Source organism: Sphingopyxis sp. H053 (genome assembly GCF_001468225.1).
Taxonomy (GTDB): Bacteria; Pseudomonadota; Alphaproteobacteria; order Sphingomonadales; family Sphingomonadaceae; genus Sphingopyxis.
Genome location: NZ_LNRU01000003.1, coordinates 89106 through 113046, shown reverse-complemented (window position 1 = coordinate 113046; position 23941 = coordinate 89106). Strand labels below are relative to the sequence as shown.

The window sequence follows — 23941 nt, the reverse complement described above, 5'->3', positions numbered from 1 at the left end:
CAAGACGGGAATGGCATATCGGCCTTGCTTGGGCCGGGTTCCTCTCCGCTTCGGTCAATCCGCCGCGCACCCTCCTTCACCGCGTGCCAGGGAAGCGAGATCGGGAGCGTCACTCAGATTTGCGGAGGGTGTGCTACTTGTTCGACCGCGTTGCAGCGCGCGCGGTATGCGGCCCGCTGCCGCGGTGAGAACAGTCAAAGCCAGCGGGGCTGATCTCGTCCCAGCAAGGGCGACCCGCAATCGAGAGACAGGCCGGCATGTTCAAACATCAGTGGTGTGCGTAATCCGTCGACCGGGGATGCGCCCGTCCGATCAAATTGTCTCACCAGTCCGCGCGCCGCGATCTGGGGATCGGCCAGTGCCTGCGCGACCGTGTTGATTGGGCCGGCTGGTACTGTCGCGACCTCCAGCGCGCCCAGCAAGTCGTGCCGCAACCAATTTTGCGTGACTGCGCTGATTATGGCGGTCAATTCGTCCCGGTTGGCTACCCGCGAAGAATTGGTCGCGAATGAAGGTGACGCCGGCAGTTCGTCGAGCCCGACGACCTTGCAAAAACGGTCAAACTGACCATCGTTGCCCACCGCAAGAATTAGTCAGCCATCCTTGGCCGGGAACACGGCATAGGGTGCGATATTCGGATGTGCGTTGCCCAGTCGGGCCGGATTTTCCCGCGTTGCCAGGTAGTTCATCGCCTGATTGGCAAGGACGCCGGTCATGCAGTCAAGCAGGGCAACATCCACATGGTCGCCCCGGCCGGTCCGCTCGCGGCGCGTGAGGGCGGCCTGAATACCGATGACGGCGTATAGGCCCGTCACGATGTCAGCCAAGGCCACGCCGATTTTCTGCGGTGCGCCAGCCGGGTCGCCGGTCAGGTCCATGATCCCGCTCAGACCCTGCACGATGAAATCATAGCCGGCACGGGCGGCATAAGGACCCTCCTGACCAAAGCCACTTATGGAGCAATATACGAGGCGCGGGTTCAAGGCCGAGAGGCTTGCATGTTCCAGCCCGAACTTGGCCAGACCGCCCACCTTGAAATTCTCGATAACGACATCGGCTTCGATCGCCAGGCGGCGCACCTCCTCAAGATCTCGGGCATTGCCGAAGTCGGCGGTAATCGAACGCTTCCCACGATTGCAGGCGTGGAAATAGGCTGCATCATGTGTTCCGTTGCCATTGTCGATAAATGGCGGCCCCCAACTGTGCGTGTCGTCGCCGTCCGGACTTTCTACCTTCAATACGTCAGCGCCAAGATCCCCGAGGATCTGGCCGGCCCACGGGCCGGCCAGAATTCGGGCCAGTTCAAGGACCCTCAGGCCCTTTAGCGGCTGGCTTGCGCTTGCGGGTTCTTGCTGCATCAGAAAGCCGCGATGTCCGTGATTGCCCGCCCGATAATCAGGGCGTGGACATCATGAGTACCCTCGTAAGTGTTGACCGTCTCGAGGTTCACCATATGACGGATGACCTGATATTCTTCTGAAATGCCGTTTCCGCCGTGCATATCGCGAGCAGCGCGTGCTACGTCGAGCGCCTTGCCGACGTTGTTGCGCTTGACCATCGAGATCATCTCGGGTGCGAAGCGATCCTCGTCCATCAGGCGGCCCACCCGCAGGCTCGCCTGCAGGCCTAGAGCGATGTCGGTGGCCATATCCGCCAACTTCTTCTGATAAAGCTGGGTTGCTGCCAGCGGTCGCCCGAACTGTTTTCGGTCCAGCCCATACTGGCGGGCAGCGGCATAGCAAAACTCGGCCGCTCCAAGCGCGCCCCAGCTAATGCCGTAGCGGGCACGGTTGAGGCAACTGAATGGCCCGCGCATCCCTTCGACGCCTGGCAGTAGGGCATCTTCTGGCACGAAGACCTCGTCCATCATGATCATGCCCGTAATCGAGGCGCGAAGTGACAATTTTCCGGAGATCTTGGGAGTGTCGAGACCCTTGGTTCCCTTTTCAAGGATGAACCCGCGGATCTTCCCGCCATGAACTTCCGACGTCGCCCAGACAATGAAGACGTCGGCGATCGGAGCGTTCGAGATCCAGGTCTTGGACCCCGTCAGCACGTATCCGCCATCGACCTTGCGCGCTCGGGTCTTCATTCCAGCCGGATCGGATCCGGCATCCGGTTCAGTAAGGCCAAAGCAACCAATTAATTCGCCGCTGGCTAAGCCGGGCAGAAACTTCGCCTTCTGCTCATCCGAGCCAAAGACATGGATCGGGTACATGACCAGGGAGGATTGCACCGACATCATCGAACGATAGCCGGAGTCAACGCGCTCGACCTCTCGAGCGACGAGGCCGTAACTCACATAACTTGCGCCCGTGCCGCCGAACGCTTCGGGTATCGTGATACCGAGTAAGCCTCGACGTCCCATTTCGGCAAAAATCGCCGAGTCTGTGTGTTCTTGTGCATAGGCTTGGGTGACACGGGGCTGCAGCTCGTTTTGAGCGTAGGCCCGCGCCGCATCGCGGATCATGCGCTCTTCTTCCGTCAGCTGGTCTTCAAGCTGAAAGGGGTCCGCCCATGAAAAACGCTGCATCTAAAATCCAATCAGAAATTGAAAATTGCGATGCGAAGCATGCGTCGCTTATGGAAATCAAAGCCAACAAACCGGAGGTCTAGGCTGGAGGTGGAGCTCCCCTTGTTGCATGGATTCCGCCATGCCCGAGGAATGAGGGCCCAGCGACCGTTCGAATTTTTCCGTCCGATATGACGGGATCACGACTCGTCCAGCTGAATGGCGGCGAACCGGGAAGGCCGATACCGGCGCAGCCACAGTCCGAACCCTATGCCTGCGGCCATCGCGACCGGGATGCCAATTGGCAATCGATTGACCACCGGATTCTGGCTACCGCTAAGGTACTCAAAATTGTTGACGGCGAAGTACAGCGCCACCAACAGGCCGACAAACGCCAAAATCGGTGCAATAACGTGCTGCCAAAGGTGGCGCTCGGGATGCTCCCGGAAATACGACACCACCGCCAGGCTGGTGAGCGCCTGCATGAACATCACGCCAACGGCTGCAAAACCCAGGACGATCAGCCCCAGTCCGAGCATCGGGTGCAGCCCCAGATAAGCAGCGCTCGTGAAGACGACGAGCGCGACGACTGAAACGGTGGCGCTGGCCGCAGAGGGCGAGCCATGGACAGGATGCGCCCGGCCGAGAGCGCGGGGCAAGCAGCCCTGACGGCCGAGGACGAATAAATAGCGCGCGGCCACATTATGCATCGAAAGGACGGTAGCAAACATGCTGGTGACCAGCGCGACCTGGATGATGGTGGTGAATGCACCGCTGACGTACTGATTGCTGAGCTTAAAGTAGATGAGTCCGACGTCTGCTTCGGGTATGCCTTTGATGTTGTCGGGTCCTATTGCGCCTACGGTGATCCACGATGTGACGAAGTAGAAGATGCCGATGGTGAATATCGCGATGTAGGTGGCCCGCGACACAGATTTCTGAGGCGATTTAGCCTCCTCGGAAAACAGAGCGGCAGACTCGATGCCGAAGTAGCAGGTGAACGCGAGCAGGATCGCAACACCCGGCGCGCCAGTCGTCAGACCACCGATATCCAACGACTGCGTCGGGAATGCCGCCCCGCCCAACTGTCCGACAAGGATGGCATCGAAAAACAGCAGCAGCATGAACTCGATAAGGATGACGGCCAGCACGACCCGGGCGCTGAAGTCGATCTGGCGAAGGCCGAAGAAACCGATCACGACCCAGGCCGTCAGCGAATAAACTACCCAATGAAGGTTAAATCCGAGCAAGTCGCTGAACGTGGTCTGCATCATATAACCGAGATAACTGAAGCCCCCAGGCACGAACATGGTGTAAGAGACTACCGCGACGCCGGCTGCCCCTAGACCGGTGATCGGGCCAAGGCCGCGTGCAATGTAGGTGTAAAATGCGCCGCCAACCAGCACCTCTCGACTGAACGCGGAATAGCCCACTGCGAACAATGCCGTGACGACCGTCGAAATGACGAAGGCAAGCGGCAGGGCGGTTCCACTGCCGAACACCAACGCTACGGGGAGCACCCCGATAACGCAGGCGAGCGGCGCGACAGCGGCGATGACAAAGACGGCCAGCCGAAAAGTACTCAGCGAGCGCGGCAGTGCAACGGTCTCGCTCTCGACGGGAGACGGAACGAGTGCCGATGCAGTGGCGGCATTAATTTGTGTCATGCGTATCTCCATGAACGGCTTTCGGTTGCGTCAGATGCTGATCGTAACGACGGCGGCCTTGATCTCGACGAGCTCCCCGAAACCGCTGCGCTCTGCGCGCCAGCCTTCGATGGCCCATTGCAGCCCCGAAAAAAGGTATGCGATCAAGAGCGTTTGCTGCGGATATCGCCAAGTCCAGATTGCGCATCCGCCTTGCCCCCATTTCGTTCACGCCCGATTTCACAAGACCCGCGTCGGCGCCAGCGGATGTCAAACTGCCGCTTGCGAGGTCGTTCGAGAAATCGACTCGGCCGCGAGCGTCTCGAATTCGTAGCAATTTCGTCACCGTTCGCAACTAATTTATGCGATTGATGATTTTTTCCAGATGCGGACAGGTGGCAGGTCTGGTGTGACACTGCGGATATTATAACGTAGTTAAATAGTTGATAAAATGATGTTAAACTGTGGGCCACGCTTCCCAGCGGATTTGCGGCCGGGGGTTCTTGCCAGTGGGTTCGCATAACCATTGACAACCACCTTAATTATGCGGCAGAATAATTTACTGCATTTTTGCATGACCGAGCTCCTCCCGATGGCGGATTCTGTTTCCCGCGCAGGGGTGTGAGGTGAGGAAATCTCAAATGCTGAGGGGCGCCTCGGCCGAGGCAAACGGGGAGTGGCTTGCGCATTGGCAGGGTGCTCTCGACCGGCGGGGATGAACTATGCAAAAAAGGGAGAAGTATAATGACTGCTCGATTGACTAGGGGTTCGGCCCGTTCCGCACTGGCGATTTCGCTTGCTTTGCTACCGCTCGCAGCTCCCTCGAAGGCTTATGCCCAGGAGAGTGCGGAGCCTGAATCGGGTGCAACGGCCGCAAGCGGCTCCGGCGATATCATCGTTACCGCACAGCGCCGCGAGCAACGTCTTCAGGACGTACCGGTCGCCATTTCAGCCTTTGGCGGTGAGTCGATCGAGAAGCGCCAAGCGGTGCAGATTTCCGATTTGATTACGCTTTCGCCGAACTCGCAGGTGAACTACCCTTTCGGTGAAGGTGGCCCGCCCAACTTTGTCATTCGCGGTATTTCTTCGACCGACTATTCCGCCAATCAGAGCAAGCCGATCGCAATCTATATCGACGAAGGCATCCGCGGTCTGTCGACGTTCGAGACGATGCCTCTCTATGACGTCGAGCGCGTCGAGGTGCTGCGCGGCCCGCAGGGCACGCTCTACGGCAAGAATGCGACAGGCGGCGCCGTGAACATCGTCACGAAAAAGCCCGGCTTTTCGACCGAGGGCTATGTGACGGGCAGCTATGGCAATTTCAATCGCGTTCGGCTGCAAGGTGCGCTGCAGGCCCCGCTGATCCAGGATGTGCTGGCGGTACGCGTTGCAGCACTTTATGTGCACGACACGGGGGTTCTCAAGAACGTCACGCCCGGCCTTGGGGACCTCGACCAGACTGATGTCTTCTCGTTCCGCGCGGCGCTGCAGTTCGAGCCCGCGGACAACTTCGAGGCGACGCTGCGCTTCAACCACGTCAGGAGCGGTGGCCGCAATTACGCGCCGTTCGCGGGAAACATCGACTTTAACGATCCCGCTATTCTTTTTCCCGGCAACAATCTGTCGAACCTCCCCGGGTCGAACCGCGACGGCCTTGGATTCTTTGAGACGGCTACCAACAGCACGCCCGAACGCACGATCCGCAGCAACGGGTTCAACCTTATCATGAACTGGGACGCGTCCGACGTCCTCAGGCTGACCTCCGTGACGACCTATGACTGGGGAAAATGGGTCGACATTGGCGACGATGACGGTCTCGTTATCGAGGTGGACGATCCTATCGTTACCTTCGGCAAAGACATGAAGCAGTTCGTCCAGGATCTGCGGCTGGCGACATCGTTTGACGGGCCGTTCAATGTCCAAGCGGGCCTCATCTATACCTATGACTCGGTAAACGCCGGCTTTGATTATTCGCTGCTCACGGATCCGGGCTGCGGCGCGGCCTGCACCTTCGGCTTTACGCCCACCGGGACGGGCTTTATCCAGTCGAACAGCTTCGACCAGAAGCGTAGAAGCTATGCGGGTTATCTTCGCGGCGACTTCGAAATAACCGACACACTTTCCATGTACGGCGGTGTGCGTTTCAGCCGGGACAAGGTCGCTGTTTCGAATTTCAACGCATTCCTCGGCGATAACGTAGACCCCGTCGCGGTCCCGACGATCAGCAACTTTTCTGATCGCCGCACCTTCAACAATACCAGTTTCGAGGTGGGGGCCAATTGGAAGCCAACTGAAGACGTCTTGCTCTACGCCTCCATGCGCGAAGGCTATCGCAGCGGCGCTGTGAATGCGCAGGCCTTCAGCGATCCCTCCGAAATCACCTTCGCGCCGCCTGAGACCGCGCGGACTTATGAGTTCGGGTTCAAATCGACCTTGCTCGACCGCGCGCTGACCGTGAACGGTTCGTTGTTCCAGACCGATTACAAAAACCAGCAGGTCGTCGTGACCGAGGCGGGCGGCCTGTTTCCGCTCCGTTCGATCAGTGGCGCGCGTGTCCGCGGTTTCGAGGCTGACATCACCGCGCGGCCGGTCGATCGGGTGACGCTTGGCGTCGGCGTGGGCGTATTGGATCCAAAATATAGCGGTGATGCGACCGTGTCGGGTTCGAGCGGCATCGATGTCTCCGGGAACCAGATATCCAACGCCGCCAAGTTCAGCCTCAATCTCACCGGCGATTTCGTGCTGGCGGAGATCAATGACGGAACGGTCGATCTTAATCTCGACGGCACTTATACCTCGCGCGTCTTTTTCGACATCGCGGAAACGGCGACTGTGTCTCAGTCGGGCTATTGGGTCGCCAATGCGCGACTGGCCTATAATACGGATCGCTTTTCGGTTGGCGCAGGGGTGAAGAACCTCTTCAACGAAAAGTATTTCACCTACGGTCTGGGCCTGAGGTTCGCCGGGCTGGACTATCTGATTCGTGGCACGCCGCGTACATATAGTGTGGATGCTACCATCCGGTTCTAACCGAAGGGACCGTCAACAAGTAATTGGCCAAACACTTCCTCCTCGCTGCATCGCTGCAGTGAGGAGGAGGCAATCCGGGAGAAACGCCAGGCCCGCCCGCTGAGCTTGGGCGGCAGGCGCTGACCTGGGGCAGGGTGCACGGTCGGACGGGCGTCCGGACCAGAAGCAAGGAACTGCCGCGGGGGTAGCTGCTTGTTGTTTTCGATGACTGCGAGCGGGCGTTCGACCGATCTCGAACCGCCTTCATCAATCTTCGGCGCAGGTCGTTGGGGATCGATCTTTCGATGGGTTCTGACCCCAACCCCCCACTGACCGCCTGCTTTTCATTCGATGTATCGCGGCCGTGGCGCGACGCGTTGAACTCGTGAGGGATGCTCACGCGATGGACGACAGGCCGCGAAAATAGCGCACAGGTTCCTGCCAATTCCCCTGGATTCGCGGCGCGGCCGTTTAGCTGCTGGGCAGGAATCATGAGCGCCTTGCAGAAATCCGGCGGGCGCAGAATTTAATCTTGGATCCCGATCCCTTGCTATTGTCGAGCGGCGCGGGTCTCGACCGCCATGGTGCACGGCGTGAGCTGTTCGATTCAAGCTGGAATTTGGTCCTGAGAGGGTATCATAATACCATGTTTTATCTGTGATATTTATGCATGGCATCTTGAAGAGAAGGCGACCTTGCGGTCGCGCGCCGACGCCCCGGCTCAATGGTGCACCCGGAGCCGTTCGAGCGGTCAATTCTCCTTGAATTTATACGAATGACGAATTATTACCACTCCTAGCTACAAGGAGACTCTGATGAGAACCTATCGCATCGGCCAGATCGTGCCGAGCTCCAACGTGACGATGGAAACGGAAATTCCGGCGCTTCTGCGCGCGCGTGAGACGATTTCGCCCGAGCGCTTCACATTCCATTCCTCGCGCATGCGGATGAAGCATGTCACGAAAGAAGAATTGGCCGCGATGGATGCGGCGAGCGATCGCTGCGCGCTTGAGTTGTCCGACGCTGCGGTCGATGTGATGGGCTATGCCTGCCTCGTCGCCATCATGTCGATGGGGCAGGGCTATCATCGCGAGTCACAGGCCCGGCTGCACCAGGTCACCGTCGACAGCGGCAATTCGGCGCCCGTCGTCTCCTCCGCCGGAGCGCTTGTCGATGGCATTAAGGCGATTGGCGCCAAGAAGGTCGCCATCGTTGCTCCCTATATGAAGCCGCTGACGGAGATGGTCGTCGATTATATCCGCAGCGAGGGTGTGGAAGTGGTGGAGTGGCGCGCGCTTGAGATTTCCGACAATCTCGCGGTTGCCGCGCACGACCCGGCCCGTCTTCCCGGCATTGTCGCCAGCATGGAGCAGATCGGCGAGGTCGATGCGGTCGTGCTGTCGGCATGCGTGCAGATGCCTTCGCTGCCCGCCGTCTCGATTGTCGAGGCGCAGGTCGGCAAGCCCGTCCTGACGGCGGCGATCGCCACAACATGGGCGATGCTGAGGTCGCTCGATCTCGACACGCGGGTGCCCGGTGGCGGCACGCTGCTTTCCGGTGCCTATTAAGGGGATGGCGATGCGCGGCTATAACGTCCATGCGAACGGCATCCGGCACCACCTGATCCAGCACGGTGAGGGCGGTCCGCAAATGCTGCTGATACCGGGGATTACCTCGCCGGCGGTCACCTGGGACTTCGTTGCAGAGCCTCTTTCGGCGCATTTCGAAGTCCATGTTCTGGATGTGCGCGGACGCGGGCTCAGCCAAGGGGGCGACCTTGACTATTCGCTCGACGCGATGGCGGACGATGCTGTCGCGCTTGTCCAGGCGCTGGGCATGGAAGCGCCCATCGTTCTTGGTCATTCGATGGGCGCGCGCACGGCGATCCGTTCCGCGCGCAAGGCGCCGAAGGCCTTTGGCGGGCTGATCCTCGTCGATCCGCCGGTAAGCGGACCCGGTCGGCGTCCCTATCCATCGGCGTGGCCCTGGTACGAGGACTCAATCCTGTTGGCGCAGCGCGGCTGTTCAGCGGATGACATGAAGGCCTTCTGTCCTACCTGGACCGAAGAGCAGCGCGCGTTGCGGGCGGAGTGGCTTCATAGCTGTGATCTTCATGCGATCGACGTCGCCTATAAGGGCTTTCACACCGACGACATCCATCAGGACTTGCCGCACCTCGACCTGCCGATGCGCCTGGTGGTGGCCGGCGCCTCCCCGGTGATCGAAGAGGCCGACATCGCGGAGATCAAGAGCCTTGCGCCGCACATTGCAATTACGACGGTCGAGGGCGCGGGGCACATGATCCCGTGGGACGACCTTGATGGTTTTTTGCGCGCCGTGAGCGATTTCAGAATTTGACAGAATTGGAGCGTCCGTAATGGACCGCGCAAGCTTTATCGAAATTTGCCTGCATCAGCTGAAGATGTCCGGAGTGCGTGCGGATGAGCGCCTGGTTGTCCTCACCCAAGGCGACGAGCGTCTCGACTATGCCGATGCCTTCCTTGCCGCGGGCAGAATGTTGGGCGCGAATATCTATCATATGCGCCTTCCCGCGGTTTCGCCCATGGGAGGGTGGGCAGTCGGCCAGACAACGCTTGCGGTCATGCCGGAGGCTATCGAGGCCCTCAAGAACGCCGACATGCTCATCGACTGCATCTTTTTGCTGTTCTCGCCAGAACAGATGGCGATCCAGGCGGCCGGCACGCGCGTGCTGACAGTGGTCGAGCCGCCAGAACTGCTCGCGCGCATGTTGCCGAATCTTGAACTGCGCGAGAAAGTCGAGCGGGCGGGAGAACTGCTGGCGCGGGCCAAATCGATGCACATCACCTCCCCCCACGGCACCGATGTGATCTACAAGCTCGGAACCTATCCCACCATCACCGAATATGCTTGCACGGACCAGCCTGGGCGATGGGATCATTGGCCGTCGGGCTTCGTGTTCACGGGGGGCGACGATGACGGTGTGGATGGTCAGATCGTCGTCGGGACGGGCGATGTGCTCCTTCCGCAGAATATCTATGTTCGCGAGCCAATTATCTACACGATCGAGCAGGGACGGATCACGGATATCCGTGGCGGCCTGGAAGCTGAACTGGTCAAATCCTACATGGCGGACTTCGAAGACGAGCGCGGATTCGCAATGAGTCATATCGGCTGGGGGATGAATCCGGACGCCAAGTGGCATCGGATGACGCCGGGCGAATTCCCCGGGGGCATGGGAATGGAGCCGCGCAGCTATCTGGGCAACGTCCTGTTTTCCACCGGCCCCAACAACGAGCTTGGCGGGTCGAACGATACGGCCTGCCACCTCGATATCCCCATGCGCGGCTGCTCGCTCTTCCTCGATGGCGACCCGGTGCTGATCGATGGCGAAATCATGGTCAAGGAACTCCAGTTCGATCGAAACGATGGTTCGAGCGTGAAGGAAAGCAAGGTGTTCGATGTCGCAGGATGAGGTCTATGACAAGGCCGGATTCGGTCGCAGCGCACCAAGAGGAACCCGTCCGGCGATCGTTGTGGTCGATTTCTCCTACGGCTTCACTGACACCAGCTATCCCACTGCCGCGGATATGCGGGCTGAGATCGCTGCGACTCGTCGGCTCACCGATGTTGCCCGCGAACGCGGCTTTCCCGTTATTTACACCACCATCGCCTATCAGCCGTGGGAGGCGGAGGCATTGCCTTGGCTTCGCAAGGCGACGGGCATGAAAGCGCTGATGGCGGGCACGAGGCTGGTCGAAATCGACAGCGCGACCGGTATCACCTCGGGCGATCCCGTCATCATCAAGCATGGCGCGTCGGCCTTTCATGGCACGAACCTGGCCAGTTTGCTCACCGCTGCCGGGGTCGATACGGTTGTTGTTACGGGGGCGACCACATCGGGATGCGTGCGCGCCACCGTCGTTGATGCCGTGCAATCCGGCTTTATCGTGCTGGTGCCGCGCGATTGCTGCGCGGACCGGGCGTCGGCGCCGCACGAAGCCAATCTTTATGATATCGCCCAAAAATACGGAGACATCACCAGCGCCGACGACATCCTGAACTGGCTCGGCCAGATCAGGTCGTCGGACTGACGTCGCCCAGTTAATAATGGAGAGGTAGATCAATGATCCAGCATGTAATTATCGCCGGAGCGGGGCCGACTGGCTTGCTGACGGCCATCGGCCTCGCGAAGGCGGGGACGCGCGTTACGATCCTCGAGGCCGAGGCCGAACTCAACGACAGCCCGCGAGCACTCGTTTACCACTATCCGGTACTACCGCATCTCGAGAAGTTGGGTCTCCTGCAGGATTGTATCAGCGAAGGCTTCCTTCGTCAGAGCTTCGGCTGGCACATCCACAGCACGGGGGAAATGATCGAGTGGACGGGCTCGCCGGCCTATGAGGACGGACAGGCCCTGCATTTGCATCAAGGCTTGCTCTCCCAGGTTCTCGCCCGGCATGTTGCGATGCTTCCCAATATCGAAATCCGCTACCAGACCCGCTTGCAGGGTTGCAGCCAGAATGCGGACGGTGTGATCGCCGAGCTTGACGGACCGGGCGGGGCGGAACGCCTCGACGGCGATTTTCTTGTCGGTGCCGATGGCGCGAACAGCGTCGTGCGCAGGAATGTTCTCGGGCTGCAATTCTACGGTGTGACGTGGCCCGAGCGCTATATCGCCACTAATACCAAAATCGATCTCTCATCGGTGGGATATTCGCCTACGGTCATGCAGATCGACCAAAAACATGGTGCGGTCATCTGCAAGATCGACCAGTCGGACGTTTGGCGCGTCACCTTCGTCGAGAATCCGGAATTGCCAATCGAAGGGCTGCCCGAGCGAATTGACGCGATGTTCGCCGATCACCTGCCCGATTTGCCGTACGAAGTCCTGGCCGCCTCTCCCTACCGTATGCACCAGCGTGTGGCGGACAAGATGCGCGAAGGCCGGATAATCCTCGTGGGCGATGCCGCACATGTGACCAATCCGACCGGAGGTCTCGGTCTCACGGGCGGGATGTTCGATGCGTTCGCATTGATCGAGGCCCTGAACCGGGTTCTCCACGACGGCGCCGATCACGACATTCTGGAATTCTATGAACAAGACCGGCGGCGCATTTTCACCGAAATCACGTCTCCGCGCGCTTCGCTCAACCTGCGCAGCCTCTATTATCTTAAGGAAGGCCAGGAGAAGGAAGAGCGAATTCAGTTCCTGCGCAACGTTGCAGGGAATGAGGAGCTGATCAGGAAGGAACTGAGCTTCACCGAGCAATTGATCACCCGTTTCTGAATTCATGATGGAGCCCTATATACTCCAGGACTTCGGCGGCCGCTTCCTGACCGGTGAACCCGCTCACGCAGAGGGCAAGATCTGGCCGGGCATCAGTGGTTATGTCGAATGGTTCGTACCCGCGGCGTCACGGCCAGTGTCCGTCCTCTTCGTCCACGGAGGGGGTGGGCAAGGGTCCGAATTTCTGCGGACGCCCGATGGTCGGCCGGGCTGGGCGCACAGCTTTCTGCGCGCGGGCTTTCCGGTTTATATCCTCGATCGGCCAGGGCACGGGCGTTGCGCATGGAACGAACGGGTGCACGGCCCGGCCTTGCCGCTTCCGGATTATGGGTTCCTTTATCCCCGCTTTGTCGAACCGGAACGGCATGATCTCTGGCCCGAGGCGGCGAAGCATGATCGCTGGCCGGACGATCCTCGGGCTGGCGACCGGTTCATGGCGAGCCAAGGGCCGATGGCGACTACTCTTGCGGCGAGCCAGCATCATGTCGAGGCGATCGCCGATGCGCTTTTCGAATTGATCGGGCCGACCATCATCGTCAGCCATTCGGCTGGTGGTCCTTGCGGTTGGGCTCTTGCCGCCAAGGGCGGCGACAAGGTCGAGGCAATCGTCGCGATTGAGCCGCTCGGATATCCCGGAATGGTTCATCCTCTGGGCACGTTCGAGAACGATCTTTGTGCGGCGCCTTATGCCGGAGCGGCCGACCCGTTCGACCGACCCGTGGCGATCGTCACTGGCGAGGCAACCTGGATGCGCGAGGCTAATGCGCGCGCGGCGGCTTTCGTCCGTGATCGGGGGAATGTCTTTGAACATATTCGGCTTGAAGAGCATGGCATTGGGGGCAATGGACACATGTTGATGAGTGAGATAAACAGCGCAGCGATCGCGGATTTGCTTGTCGCGTGGATCGAGCGGTCCCTCGGCGGACGGGCCTCCCTTCCTAGCAGTGACGCCATCCTTGGCTAGAAAAGGGTTCGAACTTGACTGCGGAAAGAATAGAAATGGATTCCAGTGCCACTGTTGCTGTCGCTGAAGACAAGGCGGTGAAGGGTGAGAAAAAGAAATCGGCAAGGAAGCCTGGGCGCCCCAAAAATAATGGCAAATTGAAGGAAAAGATCCTGAATGCCGCGGAAATCGCTTTTGCCGAAGGTGGTTATACCGGGATAAGCGTTCGTGATATTGCGGAGCGTGCCGGCGTAAATCAGGGCCTGATCCGTTATTATTTTGATACAAAAGAACAACTTTTCGACGAAGTCTACAAGCGGCGCGGCGGTCTGCTATCCGGACATCGTCATGTGCTGCTGGACCGGTTGCTCGAATCCGGCAAGCCGCCGCAGGTAAAGGATATCATTCGAGCCTATCTCCAGCCCCAGTGGGACTTGAAGCACAGCGGAGAGGCCGGCGCGGCGTTCGCGCAATTGCAGTCCCGCCTGCACTCCGAACCCGAGGAGCATGCCCTGCGCCTCCGCAAGGAGGTTTATGATGCGTCGGTTAAGCGATATATCGACGTCCTAGCTCAGGCCCTTCCACAATTACCCCGACGGACGATCGGATTGCGGATGTCGTTTTTGGTCGGCACATATATGTTCATGCTGAATGACCTGGGACGTATCGAGGATTTGACGGAAGGCAAGATTCATCATCTGTCGAAGGACGAGATGCTCGATAACATGGTGGCGTTTCTTGCGGCCGGGATGGAGGCTGATCGACCCTAATCGCGCTATCGCGCGGCAAGGCATGGCGCAATCGGCTTGAACTGGCCCGGCGTCCGGTGCCGTGGATCGGAGGCGCGCCGCCGTTCCCGCTGGCACGGTGAGCGCCGAGCCGAAAACTCCGCTTGGGCAGAACATGCTGACGCCTTGCGCAGTATCTCATTGGCTTAGCGCAACTCGCGGTTCTCGCGTTCGAGGGACGCGAGGCGATCGGCCATCTCGGTGGCCCCGAAGCGCTTGCCGCCGGCGACCTTGATCTTCTTCACCCGCCCTTGAAGCGTGTCCGGCACCCGCCGATCTTCGCTGAGATCGACGCGATGGCTGCCCATCGTGATGGATGCTCGTCTTCGTGATCCAGGATCATCCGTACCGCATTTGTGCGACCCCAGGTTCAAATATGTTGGTTGTCTTGCTCGTCGTAGCCCTTCCTCTCAGGAGCTAGGGTCTCCGGCGATCCCGGGCGGTTCAATCGATGCGATATATTATTCATATAACCAATATATCCGTGTCAGATTGGCCGCACAGCAATAGCGAGGGATCCGCGTTTGCAGGAGAAGCTATGGAGAGCTATCGGTTAAAGCGACGCATTTTCGCGAATTTCCGGTTCAGCTCTACATCTCCTCGCGGCGCGCACAGTCGAATATCATATGATGAGAGAGGCCGGTCAGAATATTGACACCAAATATATTATTCGATTATATAATTATATATGTTCGAGTGGGTTCAGCGGCACGATCTAGCTAGCGCATCCCCGGGCCGCGAGAATAGCCGAATAGCCGAATAGCCGAATAGCCGAATAGCCGAATAGCCGAATAGCCGAATAGCCGAATAGCCGAATAGCCGAATAGCAGGAGGTGGGAATGGGTAGTATCTTGGTTACCAAAGCAACCGGGACAACGGGACGACATGTGGTGAGCGGCCTCGCGGAGCGCGGGGCCACGGTCAAGGCCGCAACAAGAAACCCCTCATCCGCAGCGCACGGTAATATCATCCCAGTAGCATTCGATTGGGATGACCGCGCGACCTGGGCTTCGGCACTGGACGGAACCGATGCTATCTATCTCGTCAAACCCGAGTCCGATGAGGTGACTCAGATTGTCCGAGACTTCACCCGTTTGGCCGAGGATTCTGGCGCAACCAAGATCGTGCTCCTCTCGGAGATCGCGGCCGAGACGCGCGCTGACGACGCTCATGAACTGCAGGTCGAGCGAGTTATCGATGAGAGCAATCTCGACTTCGCCATACTGCGACCGAACTGGTTCATGCAGGATCTCGTCGATGAGCGCTTCTTCGGAAACCTGATCCGTCAAGACGGAGTCATCGTGATGACAACTGGGGGCGCTGCAACCGCTTGGATCGATGCGAGGGATATAGCCGCCGTCGCCGTCGAACTTCTGCTCGGCCAGAATTGCGGCAAGCAGGCACTCACACTGACCGGTCCTGAGGCGCTCACCCTTGAGCAACTCACGGACCGGGTAGCGGCAGTCACGGGTGCGGTCATACAACCCGTCGAAGAGACGACGGGAGCGGCAGAAGAGCGGCTGAAAAACGCCGATGCACCCGCGGGATTTATTGAATATTTCTCAAACATCGGGCGTAGCATCATGAACGGGGACACCGCCATTGTCACTGATCTCGTCGCCCGTATAACCGGAAACCAGCCCCGCGGCCTTGACGCTTTCCTCACGGAACACGCGCCATCACTGCAGCGGGCTGGACGGGAATGACAATGCAAGATTCAGACGAAATTCAGCTTTCTCGCAAGAACGAGGATTTGCTCAGGAAGCAAGTAGACGCTTGGGCGCGTAATGATCTCGATGCGCTCTTGTCGCTATACAATGATGACATGGAATATATAGATATTCCTTTCTCGGATTTTCCTGTGCGGGGCAAAAAGGCGTTTCGAGAGTATCTAGAGGACTATAATTCGCAGTTCGTTTCTGGAACCGTTCGCGTCGATTATGTAAATATTATAGCAAGCAGCACGTCGGTTGTCGGCGAATTGCGGGCCGAAGCGAGATATGTCGGCGAGGGAGCGCCAGACGGCGGTGTGGAAATCTCGTGGTCGGTCGTTTTGATCGACACCATTGTTGATGGCAAGGTGAGCACTGAACACGCTCATTTCGACTCACTGGCTTTTGCAAAGGCTATCGAACAAAACAAAACCGGGACTCCAGTCGAAACCGGATGACGATTGGGATTCACATGGTCGCCTGAACATGGCGCCGACCAGAGGAGCGGCCTCCCGTGGCGCCGGACGTAGGTGGCGGCCCCGCCGCCTTTGGACAGAAATCAGGCCCGCCCAGCCGCTGACCTCATAATTATTCTTTTGTATAATTGAGTGGCGGTGCTATCGTCAGCAGAGCGTCGATGCGCGTGAGTTTGTGTGATGCCCTCTTAGGCTGTCGAATTTCCAGGCACACCAAATCCCCGGGCATCGCATGGGAGACGGGACGCAAGATGCTCGAAATTGAAGTGAATGGAACGAAGCACCGGCTTGAAGTCGATCCGGCCGTGCCACTACTTTGGGTTTTGCGCGACAGTATAGGCCTCAAGGGGACGAAATTCGGATGTGGGGCGGGTCTGTGCGGAGCTTGCACGGTTCATGTCGACGGGGCTGCTGTGCGCAGCTGCGCTTATTCGGTTGGGCAGGCCGTCGGATCGAAAATCACCTCTATCGAAGGGCTCGGCGAGAGCGGTGAGCATCCTGTGCAGGCCGCCTGGCGCGAAGCGGGTGTTCCGCAATGCGGCTATTGTCAGCCTGGCATGATCATGGCCGCTGCCGCCTTACTAAAAAACAATCCGTCTCCAAGCGATGACGAGATTGCACAAGGCGTCACCAACATCTGCCGGTGCGGCACCTATAACCGCATCCGCAAGGCTATCCGTAGTGCGGCTGAGAACGGGAGAGCCGGCCGGTGAAGGAACCCGTTCTCACCCGGCGAGGTTTCGTCACGGGCGCACTCGTCACCGCGGCGGGCGTGAGTTTTACGCTCTCGCTCGCGGGCTGTAAGGACCGGACGAAGCTCCCCGATGACGGCGAACCGGGGGTTGAACTCCTCTCGTGGGTCGTGATCCATCCCGACAACAGCGTCACATTGCGCGTGCCCCAGACGGAAATCGGGCAGGGGGTTTCGACAACGATCCCGCAAATGCTGGCCGAGGAACTCGAACTGGATTGGTCTACGCTGAAGAGCGAGTTTTACGATCCGGCGGTTAACGCGGCGCGGGAAAATGTCTACGTGTGGACGGCGGTCTTGAGCAGCCATTCCGCGCAGACCTTGTTCGAACCAACCCAGCGGGCGGGAGCTCAGGTTCGAACAATGTTAATTCGCGCCGCTGCATCGCGCCTGAAGGTGCCCGAAGTAGAACTGGAAGCGATCAAGGGCTCAATCCGTCACAAACCGTCAGGAAAGGAACTGAGCTATGCGTCGGTGGCGGAAGCCGCCGCGAAAATGCCGGTACCCGATCCGAAGGTAGTGAAGCTGAAGGAAGTGGGCGACCGGCAATTGGTCGGCAAGCCAATCCCGCGCCGTGATGTGGATGCCGCGATCCGGGGTAAGATTGTTTACGGGATTGATTTCGAACTGCCGGGCATGCGTTTCGCGGCCGTTCGCCAGAGTCCCACCTTCGGCGGAAAGCTGCGCAGCGTCGACAAGGGCAGCATCAAAGGCATGCCGGGCAATCCCGAGGTCGTCAAGATCAAGGGTGCGAAGGTTGGCTATAATGCGCCGGTGCCAGAGGGCGAAGATCCGGATATTTGGGCAGCGCCGGTCACAATGGACGATGCGGTCGCGGTCGTCGCCGACAGCTGGTGGCAGGCCAAGACCGCGCTCGATGCGCTGGCGATCGAATGGGACGCGGGTCCCCATGCGAAATTTTCAAGCCAAGAGTATATGAAGACGCTCGCGAAGCAGGCCCGGGGCGATGCCCCGGTGGTTGTCGAGGCTGGTGACGCCCGGAGTGCGCTTGCCAAAGCGGTTAAGACGCTGTCGGCAGAATATAGCTATCCCTATATGGATCCGGCGCCGCTGGAGCCGATAAATTGCAGCGCGTATGTCGATGGCGGCGAGGTTCATCTTTGGACAAACAGCCAGTTTCCGGACGATGCCTGGCACATTGCCCACAGCCTGTGCGGGGTGTCGCCGGACAAGGCGCATGTCCATATCCTTCCGGCCGGCGGCGGTTTTGGCCGGCGCCTGCAGAATGATTTCGTCCACCAGGCGGTGCAGATCGCGCTGGCCTGCAAGGGCACGCCTGTGAAACTGCTGCTGACGCGCGAGGAGTGCGTGCGTAAAAGCTATTATGCGCCAATCACCGCGGCGCGCTTCGAAGCCGGGCTGGACGGCGCCGGCAATGTGACAGTCTGGACGTGTTCTGTCGCGAGCGGAACGTCGGCGGAGCAGAGCTATGGCGAGACGCGCTTTCCCTTCCAGCCGCCTAATGTCCGCTTTGCGTATAAGCGTAATCCTGACTCGCCGCTCCCTTTCGGCTGGATGCGCGGCGTCGGCTTCACCCAGCATCTCTGGATGAACTTCGGTTTCCTCGACGAACTACGTCTGCTGACCGGCCGTGACGTGCCTGAATTCTATCGGTCGCTGCTCGATCCTTCCTATATTCCAGCCGATTTAGAGGATCGCGAGATCGCAGTCGCACGGGTGAAGAATCACCTTAAGCTGTTCGACTTCGCGATCGAGAAGGGACGCTGGCACGCTCCGAAAGGAAGGGGACGGGGACGCGGCCTCGCGGTAGGGGACACCAGCTACTATCCGAGCTATCCGTCATCGACAAAGGCGGCGATCGTCGACGTCAGCTTCGACGAAAAGGCCGGCCTGCGGGTCGATCATGTCTTTCTCGCTGTCGACGCCGGCACCGTGATCAATCCGGACATCGTCCACGCCCAGTTGGAGGGGGGGATCGCCTATGCCCTGACGACCGCGCTCCATAGCGAGATAACGGTAGAGAATGGGCAGGTGCAGCAAAGCAATTTTCATGATTATCCGATCCTCAAACTTGACCAGATGCCGGCGGTCACGATCGAAATTCTGCCTTCGACGGAACCGCCGGCCAGCATCGGCGAGGACGCCGTTCCGGTGACGATCGCGGCGTTGGTGAACGCGATCGCGGATGCCGGCGGCCCTCGTTTGCGCAGTCTGCCCATTGCCAAGATCCTGGCGAATTGACTGGATGCGACGACAAATGTTGTCGCCTGAAAAGTTGGTACAGGATTCGAGTTCAGGCCCTTCCAATTTCGCACCGCCAGCGCAGAGCGCACGGGAAGGGTGATGTCGTCTGACCACGCGGCCCTTGCTTATGCGGTAGCCACACAGGTTGCCTTGTGCACTATCGTGGGGATCGATGGCAGCTTCTCGCGTCGGTGCGGCGCGCAACTGGCCGTCGGCCGCGACGGCACGCTGGTAGGGGACATGGCCGACAACTGCCTGCAGAATGAATTGGCGGCCCAGGCGACGATTTCCGCGCGCGAGGGGATCATAAAACTGCTGCGCTATGGCAAGGGGTCGCCATTTATCGACTTTCGTCTCCCTTGCGGGTCGGGCCTCGACATCCTGATCGACCCCGCTCCGCAAGCGCACCAACTGTCGAAGTGCGTGGCGGATCTCGGGGCACGCCGGGCGACCGCGCTGCCGTTAGCCGTTCCGGCCGCTGCGGATCGCCGTTTCTTGCGTGTGAGACGCTACATTCCGCGGCTCCGGCTACTTGTGTTGGGAACGGGGGCAGAGTGCAAGGCTCTGCAGCGGCAGGCCGAGGCAACTGACGTCGATGTCGAATTGCGCGCGGCCGGCCAGCAGTTTGCCCTGAATACGGTCCCCACCGGGATTTCGGCCGATCCCTGGACAGCCGTACTGCTCCTGTTTCACGATCATGAATGGGAGCATGCCCTTCTCGCATGGGCTCTTCGCACGCCGGCGTTCTACATCGGGTGCCAGGGCGGCGCGCAGGCGCGCGCGCGGCGGCTAGAGTTGCTGCGCGCGGACGGGTTTGATGATGCCGCCTTGGCCCGCATCAATAGCCCCGTGGGTCTCGTTCCCCGTGCTCGCTCGCCCGAGGTTCTGGCCCTGTCGATTCTTTCGGAAGTGGTTGGTGCATATGAAGCATTGCATCCCCATCCATGAGCGGCCGTCTTTGCATAGCTATCATGGCGGCCGGCGCGGCCCGCCGTTTTGAAGGACCCAAGCTTGACGCGGAATTTTCTTCAAAACGCCTTGGACGCCATGCGGTGGATGCGGCTCTAGGGCTCGATACCAAAAGCTTGGTCATTGTCGTTGGCGATACCTGCCCCAAATTCGCGAGGGAGGCTGAGGCAGAGGGGCACGCCGGGCTTCTGTTCAATCCGGAGGCCGGGCTGGGCCTTGCGGGATCGATCGCGGTCGGCGTAAGGCATGCCGCGGAGACAAAGTGCGAAAAATTGCTGCTTATGCTGGGCGACATGCCGTTCGTCACATCCTCGACGCTGCGCCGTCTCGCCGACGCGGCAACTGTCGGCGGTCTGTCCGCGACGCATTATCCAGGCGGCAAGGCTGGCATCCCCATATGTGTGACCGACAGGCACTTCGATGATATGCTGTCGCTGACGGGCGATCGAGGTGCCTCATCTTATCTGCGCGGAGAGCCGCAATGTCGCAAGATCGACGTACCGGCTCGCGAGTTAGCAGACATCGATACCAGAATGGACCTTGCAACATTATCTATTGCACCATGGCATTGATTCGCGTGAAGCCGGATCGGCGTTTCTCTACCGGGCCATTGCCTGTCGGGGCAAGCACATGCCGGCGCGCTAAATGAAGCCGGAATCCGTACGCTATACAGGTGCTGGCCGGTCGGCGCGATGAATTGATGCTGCTGTCGACCGAACAGCCAAAGTTTCTTGTGCAGCTATGCCGCGCATGTCAGGGACATGCGCAATAAGTGAGCGTGCCGTAGCGGAGGGAATACGAAGTTCGATGTGGTGATCGTAGGTGCCGGGCACGGCGGGGCACAGGTCGCAGTGATGCTGCGTACTCAAAAGTTCGAGGGCAGCATTGCGATCGTCGGCGAGGAACCTGAACTGCCCTACGAGCGACCGCCGTTGTCGAAAAAATATTTCGCCGGCGAGAAGGAATTCGAGCGCATCCAACTGCGTCCCGCCAAATATTGGGACGAGCGCGAAGTGACGATGCTTCTTGGTGAGCGGGTGGTTTCCGTCGACCCGGTGGGCCATATCGTCACGACCGACGATGGCAAGGCGATCCTTTTGCGCCCCGGCTGACATTCTTCGCGCATTGACAGGCTCGCTATCTCATTCCCCTCATCAAAAAACTTGCTCGGTAAATAATGTTATCTATTTAGCAAATTTATGTGATCAGCGATGCGACATGCAAGTCGGGAAAGGATATCATGACCTTCGATCTTTCCGGGAAGAAGGCCCTCGTCACTGGTGCTTCGTCGGGCTTTGGCGCACATTTTGCCGCCGTGCTGGCGAGCGCAGGCGCCCATGTTGTCCTTGCGGCGCGACGTGTCGATGCGCTTGCGGAAGTGCAATCTTCCCTTCGCCGGAGGGGTGGTGACACGCCTCGAAGAGGAGACCCGGATCGGCAAGGGCGGGACCCTGGCGGCGCAGCTGTCGCGGCTCGACCTGATCGTGCTCGACGAGCTCGGTTATCTGCCGTTCGCCCGCTCCGGAGGGCAGTTGCTGTTCCACCTCATCAGCAAGCTTTATGAGCGCACCAGCGTCATCATCACCACCAACCTCGCCTTCGGCGAGTGGCCCACCGTCTTCGGTGATCCCAAGATGACTACGGCGCTGCTCGACCGCGTCACCCACCACTGCGATATCATCGAGACGGGCAACGACAGCTGGTGCTTCAAAAACCGCAGCTGACCGCCACCTTCGGCGCCTTCAAAAATCTATCTTGCGCTGCGCGCGCCTCCGGTCGGGCTACGCCCGCCCTCCGCCGCACGCAGCGCAAGGCGACCCTCAACTAACCAGCATCATATCCGAAAAAGGGGTCCCTCTTCGACGCCGATCGGGGGTCCCTCTTCGACGCCGATCGGGGGTCCCTTTTGAACACGATGACGTAATTGCTGCCGTTGTTCCCATTGGGGCGCGACAGCTGCAGGGTACGAGAAATCATCGTAACGGAGGAGCATCGCCATGAAGCACTATGTCGGACTGGACGTGTCGCAAAAGGAAACGTCGATTTGCATCGTCGATGAGGCAGGACGGCCCATTCACCAGGGCCGGGTGAAATCCGATCCGGGCGTGCTGGCGGCGGTCATCTCCAGGAAAGCTCCCAATGCCGAACGCGTCGGTCTTGAAACTGGCGCCATGTCGAGCTGGCTCTGGCATGAACTCAAGCGCACCGGTTTGCCCGTGGTCTGCATCGATGCGCGTCACGCCCATGCGGCCCTGTCCGTTCGCATGAACAAGAGCGACGAGAATGATGCTCGAGGCCTGGCGGAACTCGTCCGAGTCGGCTGGTATCGAGAGGTTGCCGTCAAGAGCGAGGAAAGCCAGACTGCGCGATCCATCCTCGTGTGTCGATCCCGATTGGTGCGAGTCCGACGCGATCTGGAAAATCAGATGCGCTCTATGCTTAAGGAATGCGGCTTGCTCTTTCCACGCGCAGCCGGCGGGCAGTTCCAACGGCGGGTCAACGACCTCATCGCCGATGGCCATGCTCTCGGCTCCATTCTTCGCCCGCTGCTATCCGTGCACAAGCAAACCTGCGGCGAGCTGGAAAGGATCGATCGAACCATTCGCCAGCTTGCGCGTGAGGATGAAACGACGCGGCGGCTGATGACCGTGCCAGGCATTGGCGTCGTCACGGCCCTGACATATCGTCACACGATCGACGACCCGACGCGCTTCCAGAATGCGGCAAAGGTCGGCGCTTATCTCGGGCTCACGCCCCGCCGAAAGCAATCGGGTGAAATGGACGTAACGGGAAAAGTCTCGCGCTGGGGCGACCGGCTGTTGCGCACCTATTTGTTCGAGGCGGCCAGCGTGCTGCTTCATCGAACCAAGCGGTGGTGCTCGCTTAAGGCGTGGGGGCTGCGGCTTGCAAAGCGAAGTGGCATGAAGAAAGCGCAGGTCGCCGTTGCCCGAAAACTCGCTATCATCCTTCATTGCATCTGGGTGGATGGAACCGAGTTCGAATGGGGGAAACGGCCTGCCTGACCGTCATACCTACCCTGAAATTGCAGGACTGACGCCAGACCTGTGATGATCCACCGGGACGGTGGTTGCGGTGACCTCGTTCAAACGGCTGCGGACTTCCAGGACCGCGTTGCGCACGTTGAGGCACCCGACCCGGACATCATCATGAGGCCATGACCTCGAAAAGGACCATGACCCCGGTTCGGATCAATACACAGGCTTGACAGAAACCCGCAATTAAAGGGCCGTTTGACATCGCTGGCTTTCCTCCCCGGTCCTGACGAGATCGCGCGGTCGAGCAGCGCCGTAGTCATCTTGGGATCACCGAAGATGATGGGCCAGTCTGCTAACGCGGGGTTTGTAGTGATGTGCACACTGAAGCGCTCATAGGCCTTGCTGATCAGAGGGAGCAGCGCCCTCCCTTCGTCTGAAGGGCGGATATCCAAGCTTATCGAGCAGCATCAGGTCGAGCCGTAACAACTGCTTTGCCAAGGTCCCGATCTTGCCGGCCCAGGTCCCTCTTAGCGGCGTGTCGCCATTTCTGATGTGGCGGATGCTGCGTTTCCGGCGCGGACAAGTCTGCCGGCAAATCAGGATCGAGCGCTTTGCGGGGTTGCGATCAAACTTCATTTTCCGAT

17 protein-coding genes and 6 pseudogenes are annotated in these 23941 nt (G+C 59.5%); 18 read left to right on the top strand and 5 right to left on the bottom strand.

Annotation, left to right across the window (positions count from 1 at the left end):
- Window positions 1–194 precede the first annotated feature (194 nt).
- From ATE70_RS06375 to ATE70_RS06365, 3 genes and pseudogenes are all read right to left on the bottom strand, one after another.
- A pseudogene (locus ATE70_RS06375) lies at window positions 195–1358 on the bottom strand (CaiB/BaiF CoA transferase family protein).
- Window positions 1358–2533, bottom strand: coding sequence for an acyl-CoA dehydrogenase (locus ATE70_RS06370; RefSeq protein ID WP_058537117.1), 1176 nt, complete (start codon window positions 2531–2533; stop codon window positions 1358–1360). Before ATE70_RS06370 ends, ATE70_RS06375 begins: the two are co-directional and overlap by 1 nt.
- Window positions 2534–2712: 179 nt before the next feature.
- The gene (locus ATE70_RS06365; RefSeq protein WP_197411403.1) at window positions 2713–4179 is read right to left on the bottom strand and encodes an APC family permease; all 1467 of its coding nucleotides are present in this window, start codon (window positions 4177–4179) and stop codon (window positions 2713–2715) included.
- A gap of 723 nt (window positions 4180–4902) precedes the next feature.
- Here ATE70_RS06365 and ATE70_RS06360 point away from each other — a divergent pair.
- The 8 genes from ATE70_RS06360 (at window position 4903) to ATE70_RS06325 (ending at window position 14149) form a co-directional block, all read left to right on the top strand.
- Complete coding sequence (locus tag ATE70_RS06360) at window positions 4903–7188, top strand: TonB-dependent receptor (protein ID WP_082639796.1); 2286 nt, start codon at window positions 4903–4905, stop codon at window positions 7186–7188.
- Window positions 7189–8030: 842 nt separating this feature from the next.
- A complete protein-coding gene (gene ndpH, locus ATE70_RS06355; protein WP_156419695.1) occupies window positions 8031–8735 on the top strand; it encodes a maleate isomerase in 705 nt (234 codons plus the stop codon).
- Between the two features lie 4 nt (window positions 8736–8739).
- Window positions 8740–9525, top strand: a complete 786-nt coding sequence (ndpF, locus tag ATE70_RS06350; protein WP_156419689.1) for an N-formylmaleamate deformylase — start codon at window positions 8740–8742, stop codon at window positions 9523–9525.
- 19 nt (window positions 9526–9544) lie between these two features.
- Complete coding sequence (gene ndpE / locus ATE70_RS06345; protein WP_058537113.1) at window positions 9545–10621, top strand: 2,5-dihydroxypyridine 5,6-dioxygenase; 1077 nt, start codon at window positions 9545–9547, stop codon at window positions 10619–10621.
- On the top strand, window positions 10608–11240 hold the full coding sequence (gene ndpG, locus ATE70_RS06340) for a maleamate amidohydrolase (RefSeq protein WP_058537112.1): 633 nt from the start codon (window positions 10608–10610) through the stop codon (window positions 11238–11240). Before ndpE ends, ndpG begins: the two co-directional genes overlap by 14 nt.
- Before the next feature lie 32 nt (window positions 11241–11272).
- Window positions 11273–12436: an FAD-dependent oxidoreductase gene (locus ATE70_RS06335; RefSeq protein ID WP_058537111.1), complete on the top strand. Its 1164-nt coding sequence runs from the start codon at window positions 11273–11275 to the stop codon at window positions 12434–12436.
- 4 nt (window positions 12437–12440) lie between these two features.
- Window positions 12441–13400, top strand: a complete 960-nt coding sequence (locus ATE70_RS06330) for an alpha/beta fold hydrolase (protein WP_231732606.1) — start codon at window positions 12441–12443, stop codon at window positions 13398–13400.
- 35 nt (window positions 13401–13435) lie between these two features.
- Window positions 13436–14149 carry a TetR/AcrR family transcriptional regulator gene (locus ATE70_RS06325; protein ID WP_058537109.1) on the top strand — a complete coding sequence of 238 codons (714 nt, stop codon included), beginning with the start codon at window positions 13436–13438 and terminating at the stop codon, window positions 14147–14149.
- A 167-nt stretch (window positions 14150–14316) separates the two neighbouring features.
- On the opposite strand, the pseudogene ATE70_RS24715 reads toward ATE70_RS06325, so the two are convergent.
- A pseudogene (locus ATE70_RS24715) lies at window positions 14317–14581 on the bottom strand (IS3 family transposase); the annotation flags it as partial.
- Between the two features lie 425 nt (window positions 14582–15006).
- On the opposite strand from ATE70_RS24715, the gene ATE70_RS06315 reads away from it, so the two are divergent.
- The 10 genes and pseudogenes from ATE70_RS06315 to ATE70_RS06280 all read left to right on the top strand — a co-directional run bounded on the left by ATE70_RS06315 (window position 15007) and on the right by ATE70_RS06280 (window position 23324).
- Window positions 15007–15873 (top strand): NAD(P)H-binding protein, encoded by an 867-nt coding sequence (locus ATE70_RS06315; RefSeq protein WP_058801044.1) that lies wholly within the window; start codon window positions 15007–15009, stop codon window positions 15871–15873.
- A 2-nt stretch (window positions 15874–15875) separates the two neighbouring features.
- Complete coding sequence (locus ATE70_RS06310; protein WP_058799888.1) at window positions 15876–16337, top strand: nuclear transport factor 2 family protein; 462 nt, start codon at window positions 15876–15878, stop codon at window positions 16335–16337.
- A gap of 269 nt (window positions 16338–16606) precedes the next feature.
- Window positions 16607–17068: a (2Fe-2S)-binding protein gene (locus ATE70_RS24155; protein ID WP_082639794.1), complete on the top strand. Its 462-nt coding sequence runs from the start codon at window positions 16607–16609 to the stop codon at window positions 17066–17068.
- Window positions 17065–19329, top strand: coding sequence for a xanthine dehydrogenase family protein molybdopterin-binding subunit (locus ATE70_RS06305; RefSeq protein ID WP_058537106.1), 2265 nt, complete (start codon window positions 17065–17067; stop codon window positions 19327–19329). The genes ATE70_RS24155 and ATE70_RS06305 overlap by 4 nt, the downstream gene beginning before the upstream one ends.
- 102 nt (window positions 19330–19431) lie before the next feature.
- Window positions 19432–20280, top strand: a complete 849-nt coding sequence (locus ATE70_RS06300; protein WP_058537105.1) for an XdhC family protein — start codon at window positions 19432–19434, stop codon at window positions 20278–20280.
- Window positions 20277–20873 (top strand): nucleotidyltransferase family protein, encoded by a 597-nt coding sequence (locus tag ATE70_RS06295; RefSeq protein WP_058537104.1) that lies wholly within the window; start codon window positions 20277–20279, stop codon window positions 20871–20873. The genes ATE70_RS06300 and ATE70_RS06295 overlap by 4 nt, the downstream gene beginning before the upstream one ends.
- 237 nt (window positions 20874–21110) lie before the next feature.
- Window positions 21111–21395, top strand: a pseudogene (locus ATE70_RS06290) (FAD-dependent oxidoreductase); the annotation flags it as partial.
- Between the two features lie 146 nt (window positions 21396–21541).
- A pseudogene (locus ATE70_RS24150) lies at window positions 21542–21646 on the top strand (2-deoxy-D-gluconate 3-dehydrogenase); the annotation flags it as partial.
- A 58-nt stretch (window positions 21647–21704) separates the two neighbouring features.
- Window positions 21705–22025, top strand: a pseudogene (locus ATE70_RS06285) (ATP-binding protein); the annotation flags it as partial.
- Between the two features lie 273 nt (window positions 22026–22298).
- A complete protein-coding gene (locus tag ATE70_RS06280) occupies window positions 22299–23324 on the top strand; it encodes an IS110 family transposase (protein WP_058537102.1) in 1026 nt (341 codons plus the stop codon).
- Window positions 23325–23593: 269 nt separating this feature from the next.
- On the opposite strand, the pseudogene ATE70_RS25380 reads toward ATE70_RS06280, so the two are convergent.
- Window positions 23594–23810 (bottom strand): annotated as a pseudogene (locus ATE70_RS25380) (ATP-binding protein); the annotation flags it as partial.
- Between the last annotated feature and the right edge of the window lie 131 nt (window positions 23811–23941).